The following is a 21,045-nucleotide window of genomic DNA, read 5'->3' as shown; positions in this document are numbered from 1 at the left end:
GTCGTGATCTCCGGCCGGCGGCGACGCCGTGCGCGGAGTACCGACGGGAGCCCACTCCCATGCCCACGCCCGCCCTCGCCGCCGCCCTCGCGGACATCGACACCGTCTTCAACGGCTTCTCCAGCCCCGCCGAGACCGGCTGCGAGCGCTGTTTCGCACAGGAGGAGACGGCGTATCTGCGCACGCCGTACACCCGTCTCCGGGCCGACCTGCTGAGCCGCTTCGTCCGCAAGGTGCCGGACCACTTCGAGGACCACGCCGCCGTGATGCGGCGCCTGCTGCCCCAGTGCGCGCACGCGATGGCGGACGGCACACTGGACGATGTCGGCTGGGCGCCGCACGGGCTGAGCCGGGTGGACTGGCGGTCCTGGCCGGCCGAGCAGGCCGCGGCCGTCGAGGCGTTCACGCTCGCCTGGTGGCAGGAGGTGCTCGCTTCGCCGGAGCCGCCGTACAGCGCCGAGCACGTCTTCGAGACCTGCGCCTCCATCCTGCGCACGATGACCCCGCTGCTCGACCGGTGGGAGCCCGGTCCGGCCGCCGACGCCCACCTCGTCGCCTGCGCCCGCTCCTGGCTGTACGAGCTGGTCACCGATGACTGGCCGTTCACCTGGTGGGAGCCCGAGGACCAGGCCGCTGCCGTCGCCGAACTCCAGTCCTGGCTCGCCCGGCACGCCCCGCAGCGGCTGCGCGCCCAGGGAGAGCCGGACCTGGCGATCCGTGCCCGGCTCGTCGGGCTGCCCTACGGCGAGCGCTGGAACGACCCGTACTGGACCAGTGCCGCCGCGACCAACTGAGCGTTTCCCGCCGCCCGTCGACCGTCCGGCAGGAACAGGGTGTCCTCCAGACCGATCCGGGTGGCGAGGCCCAGCCGTCCGGCCAGCCGCAGCACCGGCCAGGTGCCGCCCTCCTCGCCGTGCAGGAGCACCGGGCGGCCGTGGGTGGTGCCCAGCCCGGCCAGCAGGGCCCGCGCCGAGGCCTCGGCCGTCGCCGGGTCCGGGTCCGTCACCTCCGCCAGCACGCGCAGCACCCTCGGCGCGAGAGAAGAGGCCGCGAACCGGGCCGCGCCGTCGGTGCCGGACCAGATGCCCGCCTCGACACCCACGCCCATGGCGAGGAGCTGCTCGGCGACCGCCTCGGCGCCCGGCTCATGCCAGTTGACCGACGCGAAGTCGGGCGGCACGGACCAGCCGCGCACCCGGGCGAGCCGCGCCGCCGGATCGGGCTCCGCCCAGGCACCGGTGGTCACCCCGACCGGCACCCGCACCCGCGACCGTATCGCCGCCAGGGTCGGGGCGAGGACGCGTGGGGAGAGGCTGTCGTGCCCGCACGGCGTCTTCGGGTGGACATGGACCGACGTGGCCCCGGCCGCCACGGCCTCGGCCGCGGAACGGGCCATCTCCTCGGGCGACATCGGCAGCCCCGCGCCGACAGCGGCCGAACGGCTTCCGTTGAGACACACCTGCACCATGCCCCGATGGTGACAGTCACCACCGACAACGGCCGCGCTCTCCGCGCTCGCCGCACGGCAGGGGGCGCGGCATCCCCTACACGCCCCCCAAGAAAAGCCCCCCGTTGTGATGCCGCCGCTCAGGCCGACATCAGCAGTGCGCCCCGGCGGGCGAACTCCAGCGCCCGCGGCGTGAGCACAGGACGCGGCACGAGGATGCCGCAGTCCGTGCAGACCGGGCCGGACGACGGCTCGTGGTCCAGGCCGTACCGCCAGACCAGGCGGTGCCCGCCGCACACCGGGCAGCCCGAGCCCGGTTCCCGCTCCAGGGCGGCGATCAGCCGGCGCAGCACCTCGGCCAGCGGCTCGTCGGGGTGGAGCCGCGGGTCGTCGCACCAGGCGACCCCGAAGCCTCCCCAGGTCAGCCGGTGCCAGTCGTCCACGCTGCCCGGCCGGCGCAGCCCGTCGTGCTTCTCCTTCCTGCGCCGCTCGGTGAAGTCGGTCTCATAGGCGAGCCAGACGGACCGCGCCTCCTCCAGCTCCTCCAGTGCGGCCACGAGCCGCGCCGGGTCGGGGGAGCGGTCCTCGGGGCCGAAGCCCGCCCGGGAGCACAGATGGTCCCAGGTCGCCCGATGCCCGTAAGGGGCGAACTTCTCAAGGCACTTGCGCAGTGAGTACCGCCGCAGTGCCAGATCGCAGTCCGGATCGCGTACCTGTCTCGCCAGACTCCGGAAACCGGCCATCGCCCTGCACCTCCGTCACACCTGCACCTGTACTTCGGTCACTTCGGCGTCGTCGCACGGACGTCGCCGAATAGACGTATCGACAGGCGATTCGGCTCCATCTCTTCTCGTGGTCCCGCTTGCGTACTCCGGAAAGTGACGCATGTTCATCTTTAAAGCTGGGGATACCGGCGGTAACGTTCGGCCACCTCTGTCGCTAGGAGCTGCCATGCCACGGCGAACCCCACGTACCACCCTTGACAGACTGAGAACGTCCCGCCGCTTCGCCGGGTTCCTGAAGACGGCGTCGATATGCGTTCTCGTCGCCGGACTTCTCTCCCCCCTCACCCAGACCGCGGCCGCCGCCACCGCCTCGAACGACTACTGCGGCGGCCAGTGCTCGGACATCCTGCCGCCCGGCGAGAACGGCAACGCCACGCTCGCCCAGATCCTGCTCAACCAGGCCTTCGGCACCCAGCCCTCGCACGCCGAGGACCAGCTCGGCCCGTACGCGGGCCTGGCCTCCGGCTACTCGGGCCTCACCGACTCCACCATCGGCAACTTCTTCAACGACGCCTCCTTCGGCGTCCCGTCCGACCAGGTCGCCTCCACCGAGAAGCCCGGCGGTCGCGGCGACGTGACGATCGTCCGGGACAAGAAGACCGGTGTGCCGCACATCACAGGCTCCACCCGGTACGGCACCGAGTACGGCGCCGGTTACGCGGCGGCCGAGGACCGGCTGTGGCTGATGGACGTCTTCCGGCACGTCGGCCGCGGGCAGCTGACCTCCTTCGCCGGCGGCGCCGCCGCCAACCAGGGCCTGGAGCAGGAGTTCTACCGCAACGCGCCCTACACCGAGGCCGACCTGCAGGCGCAGATCGACAACGCCGTCGCGAAGAGCGGCGCCCGCGGTCAGCAGGCCCTCGCCGACGTCAAGGCCTACCTCGACGGCGTCAACGCCTACATCGACGCCTCCGACAGCGGCCGTTACTTCCCCGGAGAGTACGACCTCACCGGCCACAAGGACCCGATCACCAACGCCGGCACCATCGAGCACTTCAAGGTCACCGACCTCGTGGCGCTGGCCTCCGTGATCGGCTCGCTGTTCGGCTCAGGCGGCGGAGGCGAGGTCAACAACGCCCTGTCGCTGCTCGCCGCCCAGCAGAAGTACGGCGTCGAGGAGGGCACCAGGGTCTGGGAGTCCTTCCGCGAGCGCAACGATCCCGAGGCCGTCTTGACCGTCCACGACGGCACGAGCTTCCCGTACGGCACCAAGCCCGCCGACGCCCAGGGCGAGGCCCTCCCCGACGCCGGCTCGGTCGCCCAGGAACCGCTGGTCTACGACCGTACGGGCAGCGCGGCCACCGCGGCCGCCCGGAGCACGTCCGCCAACGCCGCCAGGACCACGCTCGGCTCCGCCAAGCGCGGGATGTCCAACGCGCTCGTCGTCAGCGGCAAGTACACCGCGAGCGGTCACCCGATCGCCGTCTTCGGACCGCAGACCGGCTACTTCGCACCGCAGCTGCTCATGCTCCAGGAGATCCAGGGCCCGGGCATCAGCGCCCGCGGCGCCTCCTTCGCGGGCCTGAGCATGTACGTCGAACTCGGCCGCGGCCAGGACTACTCCTGGAGCGCGACCACCTCCGGCCAGGACATCATCGACACCTACGCCGTCGAACTGTGCCAGGACGACTACCACTACCTGTACCACGGCACCTGTACGGCCATGGACAAGGTCGAGCAGAAGAACTCCTGGTCACCGACCACGGCCGACAGCACGCCGGCGGGGTCGTACACCATGCGGGTGTGGCGGACGAAGTACGGCCCGGTGGAGTACCGCGCGACCGTCGGCGGCAAGAAGGTCGCCTACACCACACTGCGGTCCTCGTATCTGCACGAGGCCGACTCGATCATCGGCTTCCAGATGCTGAACGACCCCGACTACGTCAAGGGCCCCAAGGACTTCCAGAGCGCGGCCCAGCACATCAACTACACCTTCAACTGGTTCTACGCCGACTCCCAGCACACCGCGTACTACAACAGCGGTGACAACCCGGTCCGGGCGTCCGGCGTCGACGCCGAGTTCCCGGTCTGGGCGCAGCCGGCGTACGAGTGGCGGAACTGGGACCCGGCCACCAACACGGCCGACTACACCCCGGCCTCCGCCCACCCCAACTCCGTCGACCAGGACTACTACATCTCCTGGAACAACAAGCAGGCCAAGGACTACACGACCTCCTCCTGGGGCGACGGGTCCGTGCACCGGGGCAACCTGCTTCAGGACCGGGTGAAGAAGCTGGTGGCGGCGGGCGGGGTGACCCGTACGAAGCTGGTGCAGGCCATGGCGGACGCGGCCCTCGCCGACCTGCGCGCCGAGGACGTGCTGCCGAAGCTGCTCAAGGTGATCAACTCATCGCCGGTGACCGACTCCACGGCCGCCGCGGCGGTGGGCAAGCTGCAGGCGTGGGTGAGCGCGGGCGCCAAGCGCACGGAGACGTCGGCCGGTTCGAAGACCTACCGGGACGCCGACGCGATCCGCATCCTGGACGCCTGGTGGCCGCTGCTGGTCAAGGCGGAGTTCGAACCGGGCCTCGGCAGCGATCTGTACAGCGCGATCACCGACGACATCCCCGTGGACGAGGCCCCGTCCGCCGGACACGGCCCGACCGGCTCGCACGCCGGAAGCTCCTTCCAGTACGGCTGGTGGAGCTATGTCGACAAGGACATCCGGGCGGTGCTCGGGGAGAACGTGCAGGGCGGGCTCGCCGAGAAGTACTGCGGCGGTGGCAGCCTCGGCGCCTGCCGGGACGCCCTGATCGGCACCCTCGACCAGGCGGCCGGGATGACCGCCGCCCAGGTCTACCCGGGCGACGACCAGTGCTCGGCCGGCGACCAGTGGTGCGCCGACTCGATCGTCCAGCGCACCCTGGGCGGCATCAAGCACGGCAAGATCAGCTGGCAGAACCGGCCGACGTTCCAGCAGGTGGTGGAGTACACGTCGCACCGGTGACCAAGGGGTGGCAAACCGGCGTTGGCAAACGGCTGTTGGCCGGCGCCGGTTTGCCAACGGCGGTGGGCCACCGCCTGTTTGCCAACGGCGGTGTGCCAGCGCGGGTTTGCCAACAGCCGTAGGCCACTGCCCGTAAGGTCAACGCTTGTTGGCCAACGCTGGCAGCCAATGGCCGTGGGCCAGCACCAGCAGGCCCACGGCCGTTGGCGAACGCCGCCGGGCCGACTGCCGTTGGCGGCCGGTCACGTGATGCGGCCCGCGGCCAGCACCAGCCGTGCCAGTTCCGGATGGACGATGTCGCTGTGCGCCCCGGACGGCGGGCCGCCGCGGCGGACGACCGCGGCCGCGTCGACGTTCACGCACCCCGACGCGGGCAGCGCTCCGGCGAGGGCCGACGCGAGGTCCAGCCGGGCGGTGCCCGGTACCGCCTGCACTCCGTCGTGCCCCATGGCCCCCCACTGCGGCCCCAGCACGGCCGCGATCTCGCTGCCCGCACACGAGCGGTCGTCCCCGGACAGCCGGGAGGCCAGCGGATAGAACGTGCCGAGCGCGGCGTCGAAGTGCGAGTAGCAGCACACCAGCGGGCCGTCGACGCGCCGCTGCCGGCCCTTGAGCGCCCCCGCCTTGCCCGGGTCCTGCGGTAGCCGGTCCGCGAACGCGTAGTGCGAGAAGGCGCCTTGCAGGAGGGTCACGGACTTCACCGTGCCCACCCCGTCCGGCAGCCCGGCGAGCGCGAACGACACCAGCCGCCCGCCGAAGCTGTGCCCCACCAGATGCACCCGCACCCCGGCCGCCGCGTGCGCCAACTGCCCGATCACCGGCCCGAGCCCGTGCTCGCCGACCGTCCCGGCCCGCCGCTTCATGGTGTAGTACGTCGCCTGCCGCAGCAGTTCCTTGGCGCCCTCCCAGGGGTTGGGGATGCCGAACCCGGCCGGGGCGCCGGGCGATCGGACGGCGGCCAGCGCCTCGGCGAACTCGTCGCAGGCGGCCGCCGGGTCCTCGGTGAACACCGTGGGCTCGCCGTCCTCGTCGGTGTCGGCCGCGCCCAGCCGCCGCCCCTCGTCCAGCAGCAGCCGCACGAGCCGTCCGAACTCGGTCAGTCCCGCGTCCCCGACGGGCCGTTCGTCCAGCATCCGGGCCAGCTGGTCGATGACCGGAGCCCGCCCCGGGAAGGTCTCCAGCAGGGCCCGCCGGGTGTCCTTGTCCAGCGCCGGACCCGGTACGGTCCGATCCGCCACGGCCGCCACCGACGCCGGGAAGTCCGGGATCGGCTCGTCGCTGAACCGCATCGACGGCCAGATCACGCCGACGTACCCGAGCCGGGCCCGGGGCGCGAGCCCCGGGACCGGTGCGAGGAAACGCCGGTACAGCGCGGTCGCGCCGGACCGGTCGTTGTTCCAACCGTGCGCGAAGACGAGCAGGTCACGGACGCCGTACTCCGTGACCTGTGTCATCAGATGGTCGCGTTCGGGGCCGTCCACGTCCCCGTCCGCGTCGAAGGTCAGCTCCCAGTAGGGAGACACGCTCATCCCGGGATCCGCCATGCCAGGCTCCCTCGTCCCGCCTGCAACGATGCGTAACGATGTGCTGCGGACGCATCGTCCTGCTCCGGGGCAGGGTTGGCCATACACGGCGCCTCACCTGTAGAGGAGATATTCCTTTCGCACCCGCCGGAAGGCGGCCAGCTCCTCCTGCCAGGCGCCGACCACCTCGTCCGTGCCGGCCCCCGCGTCGATCATCGTGCGCACCCGGGTGGAGCCGGTGAGCTTGTCGATCCAGTTGTCCGACCGCCATGCGAAGCCGTCCCAGACCTTACGGACGGTCACCAGCAGCGCGATGCCGGTGCGGACGGGGTCGTAGGCGGCCCGGTCGTGCACATGGATCTGCACCCCGCCGACCGTCTTGCCTTGGAACTTGGAGAAGGTGGGCGTGAAGTACGCCTCTCTGAACCGGACACCGGGCAGCGCGAGTTCGTTCGCCGCGGCGGCCCAGCGGCCGTCGACGCCCTCGGCACCGAGCAGTTCGAACGGTCTGGTCGTGCCCCGGCCCTCGGAGACGTTGGTGCCCTCGAACATGCAGGTGCCGGAGTAGGCGAGAGCGGTGTCCGGGGTCGGCATGTTCGGGCTCGGCGGCACCCACGGCAGCCCGGAGGCGTCGTAGAACCGGGTTCGCCTCCAGCCCGTCATCAGTACGGTGTCCAGCGCGACCGGCCTGCTCAGGAACTCCCCGTTGAACAGTCGCGCCAGCTCCGCCACGGTCATCCCGTGCGCCTGGGCGATCGGCTGCCGGCCGACGAACGTGGCGAACTCCTTGTGCAGGACGGGGCCTTGGGCCTCGCGGCCGGTCACCGGATTGGGCCGGTCGAGGACGACGAACCGTTTGCCCGCGAGCTGCGCGGCCTCCATGCAGTCGTAGAGCGTCCAGATGTAGGTGTAGAAGCGGGCGCCTACGTCCTGGATGTCGAAGACGACGGTGTCGACGCCGGCGGCGGTGAAGACGTCGGCGAGCGGCTGTCCGCTCTTCAGGTACGTGTCGTAGACCGGCAGTCCCGTCGCCGGGTCGTCGTAGCGGCCCTCGGAGCCGCCGGCCTGGGCGGTGCCCCGGAAGCCGTGCTCCGGGCCGAAGACGGCCGTCAGATTCACACGGGGGTCGGCGTGCATGACGTCGACGATGTGCCGGACGTCGCGGGTGACGCCGGTGGGGTTGGTGACGATGCCGACGCGCCGGCCCTGGAGCAGGGAGTAGCCGTCGGCTGCGAGTCTCTCGAAGCCGGTGCGCAGTTCTTCGCGGTGTGCGGGGGCGGCCGGCAGGGCCGCCAACGAGGCCGATGCGAGCAAGTTCCGTCGAGACAGATGCATGGCTAGAGGTTGGTGCGGTGGCCCTTCCTTCACACATACCGACCGGTTAGTCTGGCCCGACCAGAGCCGATGCGCGCCGCGCTGAGTCGTGTCGAAGGAGACCGATGGTGGAAGCCGTGCAGGATGCGGGAGTGGTCGTCACCGGGGCCGGCGGGGGGATCGGGGCCGCGTTGGCCCGGCGGTTCGCCGCCGAGGGGGCCCGGGTCGTCGTGAACGACCTGGACGGCGAGAAGGCCAAGGCGGTGGCCGGGGAGATCGGCGGGATCGCCGTGCCGGGCGACGCCTCCGCGATCGTCGCCGAGGCCCGTGACGCACTCGGCGGCACCGTCGACGTCTACTGCGCGAACGCCGGTGTCGCCTTCGAGGACGGCGGCGCGGGCGGGCCGCTCGACGAGAAGTCGTGGGCGGTCGCCTGGGACGTCAATGTGATGGCGCACGTCCGCGCCGCCCACGAACTGCTGCCGTCCTGGCTGGAGCGGGGCGCCGGGCGGTTCGTGTCCACCGTGTCGGCCGCCGGGCTCCTCACCATGATCGGCGCGCCCTCGTACAGCGTCACCAAGCACGGCGCCTACGCCTTCGCCGAGTGGCTGTCGCTGACGTACCGCCACCGGGGTCTGAAGGTGCACGCGATCTGCCCGCAGGGTGTGCGCACGGACATGCTGGCCGCCACCGGCAGCGCCGGGGACCTGGTGCTGCAGCCGACCGCGATCGAACCGGAGGCCGTCGCCGACGCCCTGTTCCGGGGCATCGCCGAGGACCGCTTCCTGATCCTGCCGCACCCCGAGGTGGCCGAGTACTACCAGGCGCGGGCCACCGATCCGGATCGCTGGCTGAGCGGCATGAACCACATCCAGCGCAAGTGGGAGGAGGCCCGGTGACGGCCTCCCGGTACGCCGCACGGCCCTGGCTGGCCCTGCTCGACGAAGCCCAGCGCGGCCCGATCGACCCCGCCGACTCGCTGGTGCACGCCCTGCGGGCGGCCGTGGCGGAGGCGCCCGAGCGCACCTTCCTCGCCTACTTCGACGCCCGGCTGAGGTATCGCGAGGTCGACGAGCTGAGCGACTCCGTCGCCGCCCACCTCGCCGCGCGCGGGCTGGAGCCCGGCGACCGGGTGGCGGTGCTGCTGCAGAACTCCCCGCACTTCGTGCTCGCCGTCCTCGGCGCCTGGAAGGCCGGCGCGACCGTCGTCCCGGTCAACCCGATGTACAAGTCGGCCGAGATGGGCCACATCCTGCGGGACGGCGAGGTGGCCGCGCTGGTCTGCTCCGAGCGGGCCTGGGAGTCGTACCTCGGGGAGACCGCCGCCGGCTCGCCGGTGCGGATCGTGCTCACCACGAGCGAGTTGGACTTCCAAACCCGCAACGACGCGCGCGTGCTCGGTTTCGAGCGGCTGCCCCAGGCGCCGGACACCGACGACCTCGTGGCCGTCGCCCGGCAGGGCGGCAAGGCGCCCGAGGGCCGTGACCCGCGCCCGGACGACATCGCGCTGATCAGCTACACCTCCGGCACCAGCGGCACCCCCAAGGGCGCCACCAACACGCACGGCAACATCATGCACAACGCCGAGCGGCAGCGGACCGGGCTCGCGCTGCCCGAGGCGCCCGTCTACTACGCGCTCGCGCCGCTGTTCCACATCACCGGCATGGTCTGCCAGTTCGGTGCCTGCCTGAACAGCGCCGGCACCCTGGTGCTCGCCTACCGCTTCGAGCCCGGCCTCGTTCTGGAGGCCTTCGCCGAGCACCACCCGCACTACACGGTCGGGCCGTCCACCGCGTTCATGGCGCTGGCCGCCCACCCGGACGCCACCCGCGAGCACTTCGCCTCCTTCGTGAACATCTCCTCCGGCGGCGCCCCCGTGCCCCCGGCCCTGGTGGAGAAGTTCCGCGAGCGCTTCGGGCCGTACATACGCGTCGGCTACGGCCTGACCGAGTGCACCGCCCCCTGCGCCTCGGTCCCGCCCGGCCTGGAGGCCCCCGTGGACCCCGTCTCCGGGACGCTGTCGGTGGGGCTGCCCGGCGCCGACACGGTCGTCAGGATCGTGGACGAGCAGGGCGCGGAGGTGCCCTTCGGGGAGCAGGGCGAGATCGTGGTACGAGGACCCCAGGTCGTCCCCGGCTACTGGCGGCGCCCGGACGCCACGGCCGAGTCCTTCCCGGACGGCGAGCTGCGCACCGGCGACATCGGCTTCATGGACGCCCAGGGCTGGCTGTACGTCGTCGACCGCAAGAAGGACATGATCAACGCGTCCGGCTTCAAGGTGTGGCCCCGCGAGGTCGAGGACGTGCTGTACACCCACCCCGCGGTGCGCGAGGCGGCCGTCGTCGGTGTCCCCGACGGCTACCGCGGCGAGACCGTGAAGGCCTACATCAGCCTGCGCCAGGGCGCGGAGGCGGCCCCGGAGGAACTCGCGGTGTACTGCAAGGAGAGACTGGCCGCCTACAAATACCCGCGTCAGGTGGAGATCCTGCCCGACTTGCCCAAGACGGCTAGTGGGAAGATCCTCCGTCGGGAACTGCGTTCCCGCACGCAGGACATTCGGTAAGCATCACGGAAAGGCAGGTGGCGGCAGTGCCCAGGACGACGGACGGAGACGGTACGCCCGTTCCGCAGCGGCTGCTGGCCGCCGCCACGCGGCTCTTCGCCGAGCAGGGTTACGACCGCACCTCCGTGCAGGAGATCGTCGAGGCGGCCGGCGTCACCAAGGGGGCGCTGTACCACTACTTCGGCTCCAAGGACGACCTCCTGCACGAGGTGTACGCGCGCGTGCTGCGCATCCAGCAGGAGCGGCTCGACCACTTCGCCGGCATGGACGCGCCGGTGGAGGAGCGGCTCAGAGCCGCCGCGGCGGACGTGGTCGTCACCACGATCGACAACCTCGACGACGCGATGATCTTCTTCCGGTCCATGCACCACCTCAGCCCGGAGAAGAACAAGCAGGTGCGCGCCGAGCGCCGGCGCTACCACGAACGGTTCCGCGCGCTGATCGAGGAGGGCCAGAAGGCGGGCGTCTTCTCCACGGCGACCCCGGCCGACCTGGTGGTGGACTACCACTTCGGCTCCGTCCACCACCTGTCCACGTGGTACCGCCCGGACGGCCCCCTCACCGGGCAGCAGGTCGCCGACCACCTCGCCGACCTGCTGCTGCGGGCGCTGCGTCCGTGAGGTGACGGACGAGGGCCGCGGCGGCCGGGTTCCGGGGCTGTGGGCCGCGTCCCGCGAGAACGACCGTACGGCCGGGCTCCGGCTGCCGTATCCGCACGCACGGCAGCCCGGCCCGCTCGCCGATGGCCCGGGGCACGAACGCCACCCCGATCCCGGCCCGGACGAGGTCCACCAGCAGCCCGATCTGGGTGACATCACAGGTGATACGGCGGTCCAGGCCGCAGTGGGCCGCGAGGCGCCGTACGGCCGTCTCCAGGCCGGTTCCCGCACGGAAGTCCACGAAGGGCTCGTCGGCGAGGTCCCTGATGAGCGTGCGGCCCGCTTCGGCCAGCGGATGTCCCGGCGCGGTGATCAGCACCAGTTCCTCGTGCCAGGTGGCGTGCGCGTGCAGACCCTCGGGCAGGTCGCGCGCCTCCGGGGCGACGAACGCCAGGTCCAGCTCGCCGGCTCTCAGCGCCTCGGTCAGCTCGGCGACGGTCGCGTCCCGCACGGAGACCTGGATGCCGGGGAAATCCCGGTGGAAGCCGGCGAGTTCGGCGGGCAGGTCCACGCAGGTCAGGGTCTGGATCGTACCGATGGACACGCGGCCGACGGCCAGTCCCGCCACGGCCGCGACCGCCTCCCGGGCCGCATCGGCGCCCGCGAGCAGCGCGCGGGCCTGGGGCAGCAGGGCCCGGCCGGCCTCGGTGAGCACCACCCGGCGGCCTGCACGGTCGAACAGGTCGGCGCCCAGCTCCCGTTCCAGGTTCCGGACGGACGTGCTGAGCGCGGACTGCACGATGAGCTCGGCGCGTGCGGCGGCGGTGAAGCTGCCCTCGTTCACCACCGCCATGAAGTGGCGCAGCTGACGCATCTCCATCCATCTATTCTAGAGATGCGGTCCAGCGAAACCATCTGTTGGACCGGTGGACGGCCTGCGGGCCACGCTGGACGCATGACTCGCAGACCGAATCTCCTGCACCGGTTCCTGGCGTTCCTCCGCACCCTCGCCCGCGAGGACCACCATTACTCAGGCGGCTACTAGAGGCACCTCACAGGTACTTCTTCAACTCCCGCCGCGCCAGCGACCGCTGGTGCACCTCGTCCGGACCGTCGGCCAGCATCAGGGTGCGGGCGCTCGCGTACAGCTCGGCCAGCGGGAAGTCCTGGCTCACCCCGCCCGCGCCGTGCAGCTGGATCGCGCGGTCCAGGATGCCGACCACCGCGCGCGGCGTGGCGATCTTGATGGCCTGGATCTCGGTGTGGGCGCCCTTGTTGCCGACGGTGTCCATCAGCCAGGCCGTCTTCAGCACCAGCAGCCGCAGCTGCTCGACGGTGACCCGCGCGTCCGCGATCCAGTTCTGGACGACTCCCTGCTGCGCCAGCGCCTTGCCGAACGCCGTACGGGACACCGCCCGCCGGCACATCAGCTCGATGGCCCGCTCGGCCATGCCGATCAGCCGCATGCAGTGGTGGATCCGGCCGGGGCCGAGCCGGGCCTGGGCGATGGCGAAGCCGCCGCCCTCCTCGCCGATGAGGTTGGTGACCGGCACGCGCGCGTGGTCGAAGATCACCTCGGCGTGGCCGCCGTGCGAGTGGTCCTCGTACCCGAAGACCTGCATGGCGCGCTTCACGGTGACGCCCGGGGTGTCGCGCGGGACCAGGACCATGGACTGCTGGCGGCGGATGTCGGCGCCGTCCGGGTCCGTCTTGCCCATCACGATGAAGATCTTGCAGTCCGGGTTCATCGCGCCGGAGATGTACCACTTGCGCCCGGTGATGACGTAGTCGTCGCCGTCGCGCTCGATGTGCGTGGTGATGTTCGTGGCGTCCGAGGAGGCCACCTCCGGCTCGGTCATCGCGAACGCCGAGCGGATCTCACCGGCCAGCAGCGGCTCCAGCCACTGCTTCTGCTGCTGCTCGTTGCCGAACTGCGCCAGCACCTCCATGTTCCCGGTGTCGGGCGCGGCGCAGTTGGTCGCGGTGGGCGCCAGATGCGGGGAGCGGCCGGTGATCTCGGCGAGGGGCGCGTACTGGAGGTTGGTGAGTCCCGCGCCGTACTCGGCGTCGGGCAGGAAGAGGTTCCACAGGCCCTGCCTGCGGGCCTCGGCCTTGAGTTCCCCGACCACGGCCGGGGTGTCCCACGGGGAGGCGAGCGCGGCCCGCTGCTCCTCGGCGACCGCCTCGGCGGGGTAAACGTACTCGTCCATGAAGGCGAGGAGCCTGGCGCGCAGTTCCTCGGTGCGCGCGTCGAACGCGAAGTCCATGTCCGGATCAGCCTTCCTGAAGAGTGGTCAGTCCGTGGTCGATGAAGACGGGCACGAGGTCGCCGATCCGGTCGAAGCCGCGCCCGACCGTCTGGCCCAGCGTGTACCGGTAGTGGATGCCCTCCAGGATCACGGCGAGCTTGAACCAGGCGAACGCCGTGTACCAGGAGACGCCGGAGACATCGCGTCCCGAGCGCTCGGCGTACCGCTCGATCAGCTCTGCGGGGGACGGGTGCCCCGGGGCCTCGGCCGTGGTGGAGACCGGGGACTCGGCCATGCCCAGCGGCCGGCTGTACATCACCAGCAGGCCGAGGTCGGTGAGCGGGTCGCCGAGGGTCGACATCTCCCAGTCGAGGATCGCCTTGATCTTGTCGTCGTCGCCGATCAGGACGTTGTCGAGCCGGTAGTCGCCGTGGACGACGGCCGGGGCGGGGGAGGCGGGCAGGGAGCGGCCGAGGGCGGCGTGCAGTTCGTCGATGCCCGCCAGTTCGCGGTTGCGGGAGGCGTCCAGCTGCTTGCCCCAGCGGCGCAGCTGCCGGTCCAGGAAGCCCTCGGGGCGCCCGAAGTCCGCGAGCCCCACTGCGGCGGGGTCGACCGCGTGCAGTTCGACCAGCGTGTCCACCAGGGACAGCACGGCGTTCCGAGTGCGCTCGGGGCCCAGCGGGGCGAGCTGCTCGGCGGTGCGGTACGGGGTGCCCTCGACGAACTCCATGACGTAGAACGGCGCCCCGAGCACCTCGTTGGCCTCGGGGTTCTCGCACAGCAGCACCGGGCGAGGCACCGGCACCCGGGTCGGGTGCAGGGCGCTGATCACGCGGTGCTCGCGCTTCATGTCGTGCGCGGTGGCCAGGACATGACCGAGCGGGGGCCGGCGTACGACCCACTTAGAGGTGCCGTCGGAGAGCGCGTAGGTGAGGTTCGACCGTCCGCCCTCGATCAGCCGGCCGGTGAGAGGGCCGGTCACCAGCCCGGGGCGCTCGCGGTCGAGGTGGGCGCGCAGCCGGTCCAGGTCGAGTCCGGGCGGGTGGTCGGCGCTCATACATCACTCCTACGAACGGGTGAACAGGACTCGACTCATGATGCCGACCGGTCGGTATGTAGTCCAGTACGCGGAGCGATCAGAAGGTCAAACGTGACCGGAGCCACGATAGGCCGACGGCCCCCCGGAGCGCTGCCCGGGGAGCCGTCGGCCCTGTCGGGGCCTGGTGGTCAGTGGTCGTCCCAGTGGCCGTCGTGCTCGGCGTGCCGGTGGCCGCCGTGCAGATAGTCGATGTGATCGCCGTGCGGCACCTGCGCGTGCCCGCACTCGTCGTAGTGCACGTGCTCATGGCCCTCGTGGACGGTGTGCCCGGACGGCTCGCACTCGTCCCAGTGACCCTCGTGCTCGCGGTGCAGATGTCCGTCGTGTGCGTAGTCCAGGTGGTCGCCGTGCGGCACGGCGTTGTGCCCGCAGCCCGGACCGTGGCTGTGCGTGCCGTGTTCGCTGTGCTCCTGGTGAAGGGTGGTCATGGTGCTCACCTTCGGGGATACGGGGTGTCGGCGACGGACAGGCTATGGGGCGATGTGGTGCATATCGGTGCATACGGCTTGCGTGCCGTACGAGTACCCCGGAGGGTCGAGGGCATGAAGGCCATCAGTTACCGCCACTACGGCGGGCCCGAGGTGCTGGAGTACGGCGAGGTGCGCGACCCGAAGGTCGGCCCCGACCAGGTGCTGGTCAAGGTCCGTGCCGCGGCCGTCAACCCGGTCGACTGGAAGTGCCGCGAGGGATACCTCGACGCGGTCCTGGACGCCGTCTTCCCGGTGATCCCCGGCTGGGACGTCAGCGGTGTGGTCGTCCAGCCCGGCGCCGCGGTCACGGAGTTCGCCGTCGGCGACGAGGTCATCGGCTACTGCCGCGAGGACTTCCTCTCCCGCGGCACCTTCGCCGAGTACGTCGCCGCACCCGTGCGCACCCTGGCCCGCAAGCCGCGCAACCTGTCCTTCGAGGAGGCCGCCGGCCTGCCGCTCGCCGGACTCACCGCCTATCAGGTGCTCGTGAGGGCGCTGGAGATGGCGCGCGGCGAGACCGTGCTGGTGCACGCGGCGGCCGGCGGGGTCGGATCCCTCGCCGTCCAGATCGCCGCCCACCTCGGCGCCCGGGTCATCGGTACGGCCAGCGAGCGCAACCACGACCATGTGCGCGCCCTCGGCGGCGAGCCGGTGACCTACGGCGAGGGCCTGGCCGAACGGGTGCGGGCGCTCGCCCCGGACGGCGTGGAGGCCGTCTTCGACACCGTCGGCGGGGACACCCTGAAGACCTCCGCCAACCTGCTCGCCCCGGAGGGCCGGCTGGCGTCGATCGCCGACCCGGGGGTGGTGGGCCTCGGCGGCCGCTACTGCTTCGTCCGCCCCGACGCCCAGGACCTCGGCAGGCTCTCCGACCTCGCCGAGCGGGGCGTGATCTCGGTGCACGTCCAGGAGACCTTCCCGCTGGAGCGGACGGCGGACGCGCACCGGCTGAACCAGGAGGGCCGCACCCGCGGCAAGATCGTGGTCACGATGGACCGGGAGGAGGCGGAGGGCACCGTCTGGAACAGGGGGGAGGAGAGCACCCTCTACAGCACGAGTCAGGAGGGCACCTTCTAGACCACGGCAGGCCCTAGACCACGAGCACCGCCGCGCACAAAGCCAGCGCCACCGCGCACAGCGCCGCCGCCGTCGCGTGCCGGGGAGCGAGCGCCTGCGGGCGGGGACCGCTCGCGAGGGCCCGGATCCGGCGGTGGGCCACGGCCAGGAAGCCCAGGAAGAGCCCACAGCACAGGGCGCAGACGGTCACCCCGGTGGCCGAGGCGCCCCCGTGCAGGGCGGTCTTGACGGCGAGTACGGCGGCCACGGTGGCGGAGAGGGTCGTACGGCGCCAGGCCAGCCGGGTGCGCTCCGGCTGCAGCCCGGGGTCGCGCCCGGCCGGGCTCACCCCGCCCATCCGGCCAGCACCACCACGACCATCACCACCGCCACCACCGCGACGACCAGGCTCAGCAGCGCCGGGAACCGGGACGCGGGCAGGTCCTCACCGCGCCGGATCGCCCGCTCACAGCGCACCCAGTGGTTCACCGCGCGCAGCGAGCACAGCACCCCGGCGCCGAGCAGCGCGAGCGCGAGACCGACCCGCCACGCCCAGCGCAGGTCCGGCAGGAACTGGTCCACCGCGAATCCGCCGCCGATCAGTGCGAGCGCCGTGCGCAGCCAGGCGAGAAAGGTGCGCTCGTTGGCCAGCGAGAACCGGTAGTCGGGCGTGCCGCCCTCGTCCCGCACCTGCTCCGGCGCGAACCACAGCCGGATGTTCCGTACGAATTCGCTCACGCGGCCGACCCTACCCGGCGGTCACCTGGCCGCCCGGAACGCCCTCAGCCTCTCGTACGCCGCCAGCCCGTCCGGCACCCACTCCCACTCCCCGAGCCGCCACTCGACCTCTTCCTCGGGCAGGAAGGCGTGCCACTGGACCTCCTCCACCTGCGGCCGTACGGGCAGCTCGCAGCGCACCTCGTACACCGACGACCACCAGCTGTTCCCGGCCCCGTCGTCGTACAGGAACTTGAAGAGAAACGTCGGCCGGGGGAGGCCCGTCACCCCCAGCTCCTCCTCGGCCTCCCGCAGCGCGGCCTCGTCGTAGGACTCGCCCGCCCCGACGACGCCGCCGACGAACATGTCGTACAGGGCGGGGAAGACCAGCTTGGTGGCCGTGCGCCGGTGGACGAAGAGCCGGCCAGCCGCGTCCCGGGCCTGGATGAACACGCACCGGTGGCGCAGCCCGCGGGCGTACGCCTCACCGCGGGGGCACTGGGCGACGACCCGGTCGTGCTCGTCGACGATGTCGAGGATCTCGTCAGCAGGGTTCATGCCCTCATCCAAGCAGGCGGCGTCAGCGCCGCTGGAGGTTCCGGGCCGGGGGCTCGGACTCCGCCGAGCCGCACGGCATCGCCGGGTGCAGCCCGAGCAGCACGATGCCCGCGACCACCGCCGCGAGGCCGGCCGCCTCCCACGCCAGCGCCCCGGTGTCGGTGCGCAGCCGGTCACCGAGGAAGCCGACCCCGCACAGGATCCCGGCGAGCGGCTCGGCCGCGGTCAGCGCCGGCAGGGACATGCGCAGCGGGGCCGTCTCGAAGGCGCTCTGCACGAGGACGAGCCCGGTGACCCCGCACACCAGCACGCCGTACGGCTGCCAGCCGGTGAACAGCTCGGCGAAGCCGCCCTCGGAGAAGCGGGTCCCGCTCACCCGGGTCAGCGCGTCCTGTACGCCGTACAGCAGTCCGGCGGCGGTGGCCAGCAGCACCGGGCCCCAGCTCAGCCGGGAGCGCTTGCCGTACGTCGTGAGCACCAGGGCCGCGCCGACCATCGCACCGATGATCAGCCAGTGCCGCAGCGGATCGGCGATGGCGTTGCCGCCGCGCGGCTCGCCCGCCAGGATGAACGCGCTCACCCCGCCGGCGAGCAGGGCCAGCCCCGCCCAGCCCTGGCGGCCCAGGGGCTGCTTGGTCTGGTGCCGGGAGAGGGCGAGCGCGAACAGCAGATTGGTCGCGAGCAGCGGTTCGACCAGGGAGATCTCGCCCTTGCCGAGCGCGACCGCGCCGAGCACCATGCCGGCCACCATCAGACCGAGCCCGCCCAGCCAGCGCGGCACCCGCATCAGGTCGAGCAGCAGCCGGAAGGACAGGAAGTCGCTCAGAGGTGCCTTCTGCGCCGCGTTCTGCTGGAGCACGAACCCGAAGCCCAGACAGCAGGCGGCACTCACGGCGAGAAGGAGAACCAGAACGGACACGCTGCGTACCTCGATCATCCGGCCGGACCACGGGTGCGTAGGGGCCGACTGTAGCGTCCCCGGGACGGCATCGACCCGGAAGTGCGCGGAACAGGGCGGTTGACCCGCCATGCTGGAGGGCCGGCCGGCCCGGCGCCATGGCGTACGCCACAGCGGGCCGTCGGGTACCCCCGCCCCGGCCCCGGCCCACCTGCGCGGAGTTCCTCAACTTTCCTTTGTGCAACGGCAGTTGAACCCGGTAACAGCCCTGCTCCGCTTGACGCAAACCCCGGCTGGGGGTTTGCTGTGCGTGATCGGCCGATGGCAGCCCGAGAAACAGGAAGTTCCGCGGTGCCCCCTCTCCCATCCCTGCTCGGCGACCGCCGGGCCCCGACGGACCCGTCCGGCGACACCGCCCCGGACCACTCCGGCGCCATCGACGGCGGCTTCGACGGCACGTTCGACGACATGTTCGACGGCACCTTCGACGACGCCGAACTGCGCACCGCGCGCGCCGCGTTCACCCAGGGCCGGCGGCAGGCCGCCCGCTCCCTGCTCCGGCACACCGGCGACGACTGGGACCGCCGCGGCCACCGCCTCACCGTGCTCGCCCGGGAGCCGTACGCCGTGGCCTGGGCCCGCGACTGGCTGCACGCCGAACCCGGCTCCGCCGACGCCGCCGCGCTGTACGCCCTCGCCCGGGTCCAGCGCGCCCTGCGCGGCAAGGAGGACCCCGACCGGGCCCGCGAGTCCTGCGCCACCGCCGCCGCGCTCGCCCCCGCCGACCCCACCCCCTGGCTGGGCTTACTCCAGCTGGCCCGCACCCTCGGCCCCGAGCGCGAGGTGCTCGGCACCTTCGCCGAGCTGCGCCGCCGCCACCCCGAGCACCACCACGCCCACCATCTGCTCCTCGCCCGCCTCGCCGAACGGCCCTCCGGCGGCCGGGCCGCCGAGGACCACGAGGTGTACGACGTCGCCGAGCTGGCCGCCGCCGAGGCCCCCGCCGACTCCCCGCTCGCCGTCCTGCCGGTCGTCGCCTACGCCGAGCGCTACCGCGTCCTGGCCGCCACCGGTCTCGCCCCGGCCGGCCCCGCCGCCTCCGGCCACTGGTCCGGCCCCCGGGCCCGCCGCATCCTGCGCGCCTGCTTCGACTGGTGGCTGGAGTGGGAGCACGACGAACACCCCCGCCGTCACATCGACCTCAACCACCTCGCCTTCGCCCTGTCCTGCGCCGGACGCCCGGCCGAGGCGGCGGCCCTCTTCCGGCGCATCGGCCGGCACGCCACCCCGGCACCCTGGTCCTACGTCCACCGCGACCCCCGCGCGGCCTTCCGCACGGCCCGCGCCCGCGCGCTGGGGCACTGAACGGCATGCCTCCGCGCGACGTACGCAAGAAGTGATTACAGAACCCTGACCACTGACCGGATTCCCTGGCCCCCGGGGGCCCCGAGTGCTCGAATGAACGCGTGAACTCTGAACAGTCCGAGGAACGGGACGGCACACCCATGGGCCGCCGGGTCTTCCTCGGCACTCTCGGCCTGGGCGCGCTCGGCGTCGTCGCCGCGCCCACGCTGCAACGCGGCCTGGAAGGCGTCCTCGGCGCCGTCGCCGGCAAGGACCCCACGGGACTGACCGGGCTGCTGCCCAACGGCGGCGGATTCCGCTACTACTCCGTCGCCGCGTCGGTGCCGCGCCTGAACGCCGCCGACTACCACCTGAAGATCGGCGGCCTGGTCGACCGCCCGCACACCTACACCCTGGCCGATCTGCGCGCCCTCCCGCAGACCCGGCTGGTCAAGGACGTCCAGTGCGTCACCGGCTGGCGGGTCCCCGGCACCCCCTTCGAGGGCGTACGCCTCTCCGACCTCCTGGACGCGGCCGGGGTCCGTCCCGGGGCGAAGGCGATCCACTTCACCTGCTTCGACGGCACCTACACCGAGAGCCTCACCCTCGCCCAGGCCCGCCGCCCGGACATCCTGGTCGCCCTGCGCATGCAGGACAAGGACATCGGCCACGACCACGGCGGCCCGGTCCGGCTCTACGTCGCCCCCATGTACTTCTACAAGTCGGCCAAGTGGCTCTCCGGGATCACGGTCACCGACCAGGTCGAGCCCGGCTACTGGGAGCGCCTCGGCTACGACGTCGACGCCTGGGTCGGCCGGTCGAACGGACGGACCGATGAGCCTACGAGCTGACGCCCCGGCCCCGCCCGGCACCCGGATCCGCCGCTTCGGCCCGGTCCAGCGCTGGGTGCACCGCGCCACCGCCGCGCTGATGGGCGTCTGCGTGCTCACGGCGGCCGTCCTCTACATCCCCCAGCTCGCGGTCATGGTCGGACGCCGGGAACTGGTCGTCCGCGTCCACGAGTGCGCCGGACTCGCCCTGCCCGTCCCGGTCCTGCTGGGCCTCGCCTCCCGCGCCTTCCGCAGCGACCTGCGCTTCCTCAACCGCTTCGGCCCGCACGACCGGCTCTGGCTGCGCGCCGCCCTGCGCCGTGACAAGCGCCGCTCCTCGCGCCCGGCGGGGAAGTTCAACGCCGGCCAGAAGGTCTACGCCGCCTGGATCGCCGGCGCCACCCTGGTCATGCTCGGCACCGGCCTGCTGATGTGGTTCACCCACCTGGCCCCGCTGGAGTGGCGCACCTCGGCGACCTTCGTCCACGACTGGCTCGCCCTGACCATCGGCGTGGTCCTGGCCGGCCACATCGGCATGGCCCTGGGCGACCCGGAGGCGAGACGGGGGCTGCGCACGGGGACGGTGAGCAGGGAGTGGGCGAAGCGGGAGCACCCGCTGTGGCGTCCGTAACCCTTGTGGCGCGGC

General features: G+C 72.1%; 21 protein-coding genes. 9 read left to right on the top strand and 12 right to left on the bottom strand.

Going from position 1 to position 21,045, the window contains the following annotated elements; genetic code table 11:
- Window positions 1–59 precede the first annotated feature (59 nt).
- Window positions 60–794 carry a hypothetical protein gene (locus ACQPXS_RS12550; protein WP_433449266.1) on the top strand — a complete coding sequence of 245 codons (735 nt, stop codon included), beginning with the start codon at window positions 60–62 and terminating at the stop codon, window positions 792–794.
- Here the strand turns inward: ACQPXS_RS12550 and ACQPXS_RS12545 are convergent.
- Both ACQPXS_RS12545 and ACQPXS_RS12540 read right to left on the bottom strand, forming a co-directional pair.
- A complete protein-coding gene (locus ACQPXS_RS12545; RefSeq protein ID WP_433449265.1) occupies window positions 740–1,468 on the bottom strand; it encodes a 3-keto-5-aminohexanoate cleavage protein in 729 nt (242 codons plus the stop codon). The two genes, ACQPXS_RS12550 and ACQPXS_RS12545, sit on opposite strands and share 55 nt — an antisense overlap.
- A gap of 119 nt (window positions 1,469–1,587) precedes the next feature.
- On the bottom strand, window positions 1,588–2,190 hold the full coding sequence (locus ACQPXS_RS12540) for a hypothetical protein (RefSeq protein ID WP_356311416.1): 603 nt from the start codon (window positions 2,188–2,190) through the stop codon (window positions 1,588–1,590).
- Between the two features lie 208 nt (window positions 2,191–2,398).
- On the opposite strand from ACQPXS_RS12540, the gene ACQPXS_RS12535 reads away from it, so the two are divergent.
- Window positions 2,399–5,179, top strand: coding sequence for a penicillin acylase family protein (locus ACQPXS_RS12535; RefSeq protein ID WP_433449264.1), 2,781 nt, complete (start codon window positions 2,399–2,401; stop codon window positions 5,177–5,179).
- Window positions 5,180–5,421: 242 nt separating this feature from the next.
- Here the strand turns inward: ACQPXS_RS12535 and ACQPXS_RS12530 are convergent, their stop codons facing one another.
- Both ACQPXS_RS12530 and ACQPXS_RS12525 read right to left on the bottom strand, forming a co-directional pair.
- Complete coding sequence (locus ACQPXS_RS12530) at window positions 5,422–6,723, bottom strand: serine-threonine protein kinase (protein ID WP_433449263.1); 1,302 nt, start codon at window positions 6,721–6,723, stop codon at window positions 5,422–5,424.
- Between the two features lie 93 nt (window positions 6,724–6,816).
- Entirely contained in the window at window positions 6,817–8,037 is a 1,221-nt protein-coding gene (locus tag ACQPXS_RS12525) for an exo-beta-N-acetylmuramidase NamZ family protein (RefSeq protein WP_433449262.1), read from the bottom strand.
- A 104-nt stretch (window positions 8,038–8,141) separates the two neighbouring features.
- Between ACQPXS_RS12525 and ACQPXS_RS12520 the strand changes: the two genes are divergently transcribed.
- From ACQPXS_RS12520 to ACQPXS_RS12510, 3 genes are read left to right on the top strand one after another with little or no spacing between them, the layout of a single operon-like run.
- The gene (locus ACQPXS_RS12520) at window positions 8,142–8,915 is read left to right on the top strand and encodes an SDR family oxidoreductase (protein WP_433449261.1); all 774 of its coding nucleotides are present in this window, start codon (window positions 8,142–8,144) and stop codon (window positions 8,913–8,915) included.
- Window positions 8,912–10,579 carry a class I adenylate-forming enzyme family protein gene (locus tag ACQPXS_RS12515; protein ID WP_433449260.1) on the top strand — a complete coding sequence of 556 codons (1,668 nt, stop codon included), beginning with the start codon at window positions 8,912–8,914 and terminating at the stop codon, window positions 10,577–10,579. Before ACQPXS_RS12520 ends, ACQPXS_RS12515 begins: the two co-directional genes overlap by 4 nt.
- A gap of 26 nt (window positions 10,580–10,605) precedes the next feature.
- Window positions 10,606–11,199, top strand: a complete 594-nt coding sequence (locus tag ACQPXS_RS12510) for a TetR/AcrR family transcriptional regulator (protein ID WP_351804102.1) — start codon at window positions 10,606–10,608, stop codon at window positions 11,197–11,199.
- Here ACQPXS_RS12510 and ACQPXS_RS12505 read toward each other — a convergent pair.
- The 4 genes from ACQPXS_RS12505 to ACQPXS_RS12490 all read right to left on the bottom strand — a co-directional run bounded on the left by ACQPXS_RS12505 (window position 11,138) and on the right by ACQPXS_RS12490 (window position 14,954).
- Window positions 11,138–12,058: a LysR family transcriptional regulator gene (locus ACQPXS_RS12505; protein WP_433449259.1), complete on the bottom strand. Its 921-nt coding sequence runs from the start codon at window positions 12,056–12,058 to the stop codon at window positions 11,138–11,140. The genes ACQPXS_RS12510 and ACQPXS_RS12505 overlap by 62 nt on opposite strands.
- Window positions 12,059–12,230: 172 nt before the next feature.
- Window positions 12,231–13,445, bottom strand: a complete 1,215-nt coding sequence (locus tag ACQPXS_RS12500; protein WP_433449258.1) for an acyl-CoA dehydrogenase — start codon at window positions 13,443–13,445, stop codon at window positions 12,231–12,233.
- A 7-nt stretch (window positions 13,446–13,452) separates the two neighbouring features.
- Entirely contained in the window at window positions 13,453–14,484 is a 1,032-nt protein-coding gene (locus ACQPXS_RS12495; protein WP_433449257.1) for a phosphotransferase family protein, read from the bottom strand.
- 170 nt (window positions 14,485–14,654) lie between these two features.
- Entirely contained in the window at window positions 14,655–14,954 is a 300-nt protein-coding gene (locus ACQPXS_RS12490; RefSeq protein ID WP_356311398.1) for a hypothetical protein, read from the bottom strand.
- Between the two features lie 114 nt (window positions 14,955–15,068).
- On the opposite strand from ACQPXS_RS12490, the gene ACQPXS_RS12485 reads away from it, so the two are divergent.
- Window positions 15,069–16,073 carry an NADP-dependent oxidoreductase gene (locus ACQPXS_RS12485; protein ID WP_433449256.1) on the top strand — a complete coding sequence of 335 codons (1,005 nt, stop codon included), beginning with the start codon at window positions 15,069–15,071 and terminating at the stop codon, window positions 16,071–16,073.
- A gap of 13 nt (window positions 16,074–16,086) precedes the next feature.
- Here the strand turns inward: ACQPXS_RS12485 and ACQPXS_RS12480 are convergent, their stop codons facing one another.
- Genes ACQPXS_RS12480 through ACQPXS_RS12465 form a run of 4 tightly spaced genes read right to left on the bottom strand, consistent with a single transcriptional unit; the run spans window position 16,087 to window position 18,246 of the window.
- Window positions 16,087–16,410: a DUF202 domain-containing protein gene (locus ACQPXS_RS12480; RefSeq protein ID WP_351804114.1), complete on the bottom strand. Its 324-nt coding sequence runs from the start codon at window positions 16,408–16,410 to the stop codon at window positions 16,087–16,089.
- Window positions 16,398–16,790, bottom strand: a complete 393-nt coding sequence (locus tag ACQPXS_RS12475) for a YidH family protein (RefSeq protein ID WP_433449255.1) — start codon at window positions 16,788–16,790, stop codon at window positions 16,398–16,400. The genes ACQPXS_RS12480 and ACQPXS_RS12475 overlap by 13 nt, the downstream gene beginning before the upstream one ends.
- 21 nt (window positions 16,791–16,811) lie before the next feature.
- On the bottom strand, window positions 16,812–17,327 hold the full coding sequence (locus tag ACQPXS_RS12470) for an NUDIX domain-containing protein (RefSeq protein WP_433449254.1): 516 nt from the start codon (window positions 17,325–17,327) through the stop codon (window positions 16,812–16,814).
- Window positions 17,328–17,349: 22 nt separating this feature from the next.
- Complete coding sequence (locus ACQPXS_RS12465; RefSeq protein ID WP_433449253.1) at window positions 17,350–18,246, bottom strand: DMT family transporter; 897 nt, start codon at window positions 18,244–18,246, stop codon at window positions 17,350–17,352.
- Between the two features lie 330 nt (window positions 18,247–18,576).
- Here ACQPXS_RS12465 and ACQPXS_RS12460 point away from each other — a divergent pair, with 330 nt between their 5' ends.
- The 3 genes from ACQPXS_RS12460 (at window position 18,577) to ACQPXS_RS12450 (ending at window position 21,030) form a co-directional block, all read left to right on the top strand.
- Window positions 18,577–19,590, top strand: coding sequence for a hypothetical protein (locus tag ACQPXS_RS12460; protein ID WP_433449252.1), 1,014 nt, complete (start codon window positions 18,577–18,579; stop codon window positions 19,588–19,590).
- Between the two features lie 101 nt (window positions 19,591–19,691).
- Entirely contained in the window at window positions 19,692–20,420 is a 729-nt protein-coding gene (locus tag ACQPXS_RS12455) for a molybdopterin-dependent oxidoreductase (protein WP_356311388.1), read from the top strand.
- Window positions 20,404–21,030: a cytochrome b/b6 domain-containing protein gene (locus ACQPXS_RS12450; RefSeq protein WP_351804124.1), complete on the top strand. Its 627-nt coding sequence runs from the start codon at window positions 20,404–20,406 to the stop codon at window positions 21,028–21,030. The genes ACQPXS_RS12455 and ACQPXS_RS12450 overlap by 17 nt, the downstream gene beginning before the upstream one ends.
- Window positions 21,031–21,045: the final 15 nt, after the last annotated feature.

The sequence above is a fragment of the Streptomyces sp. CA-142005 genome, assembly GCF_050942335.1.
Classification (GTDB): Bacteria; Actinomycetota; Actinomycetes; order Streptomycetales; family Streptomycetaceae; genus Streptomyces.
This window is presented reverse-complemented; position numbering and strand designations above follow the sequence as displayed.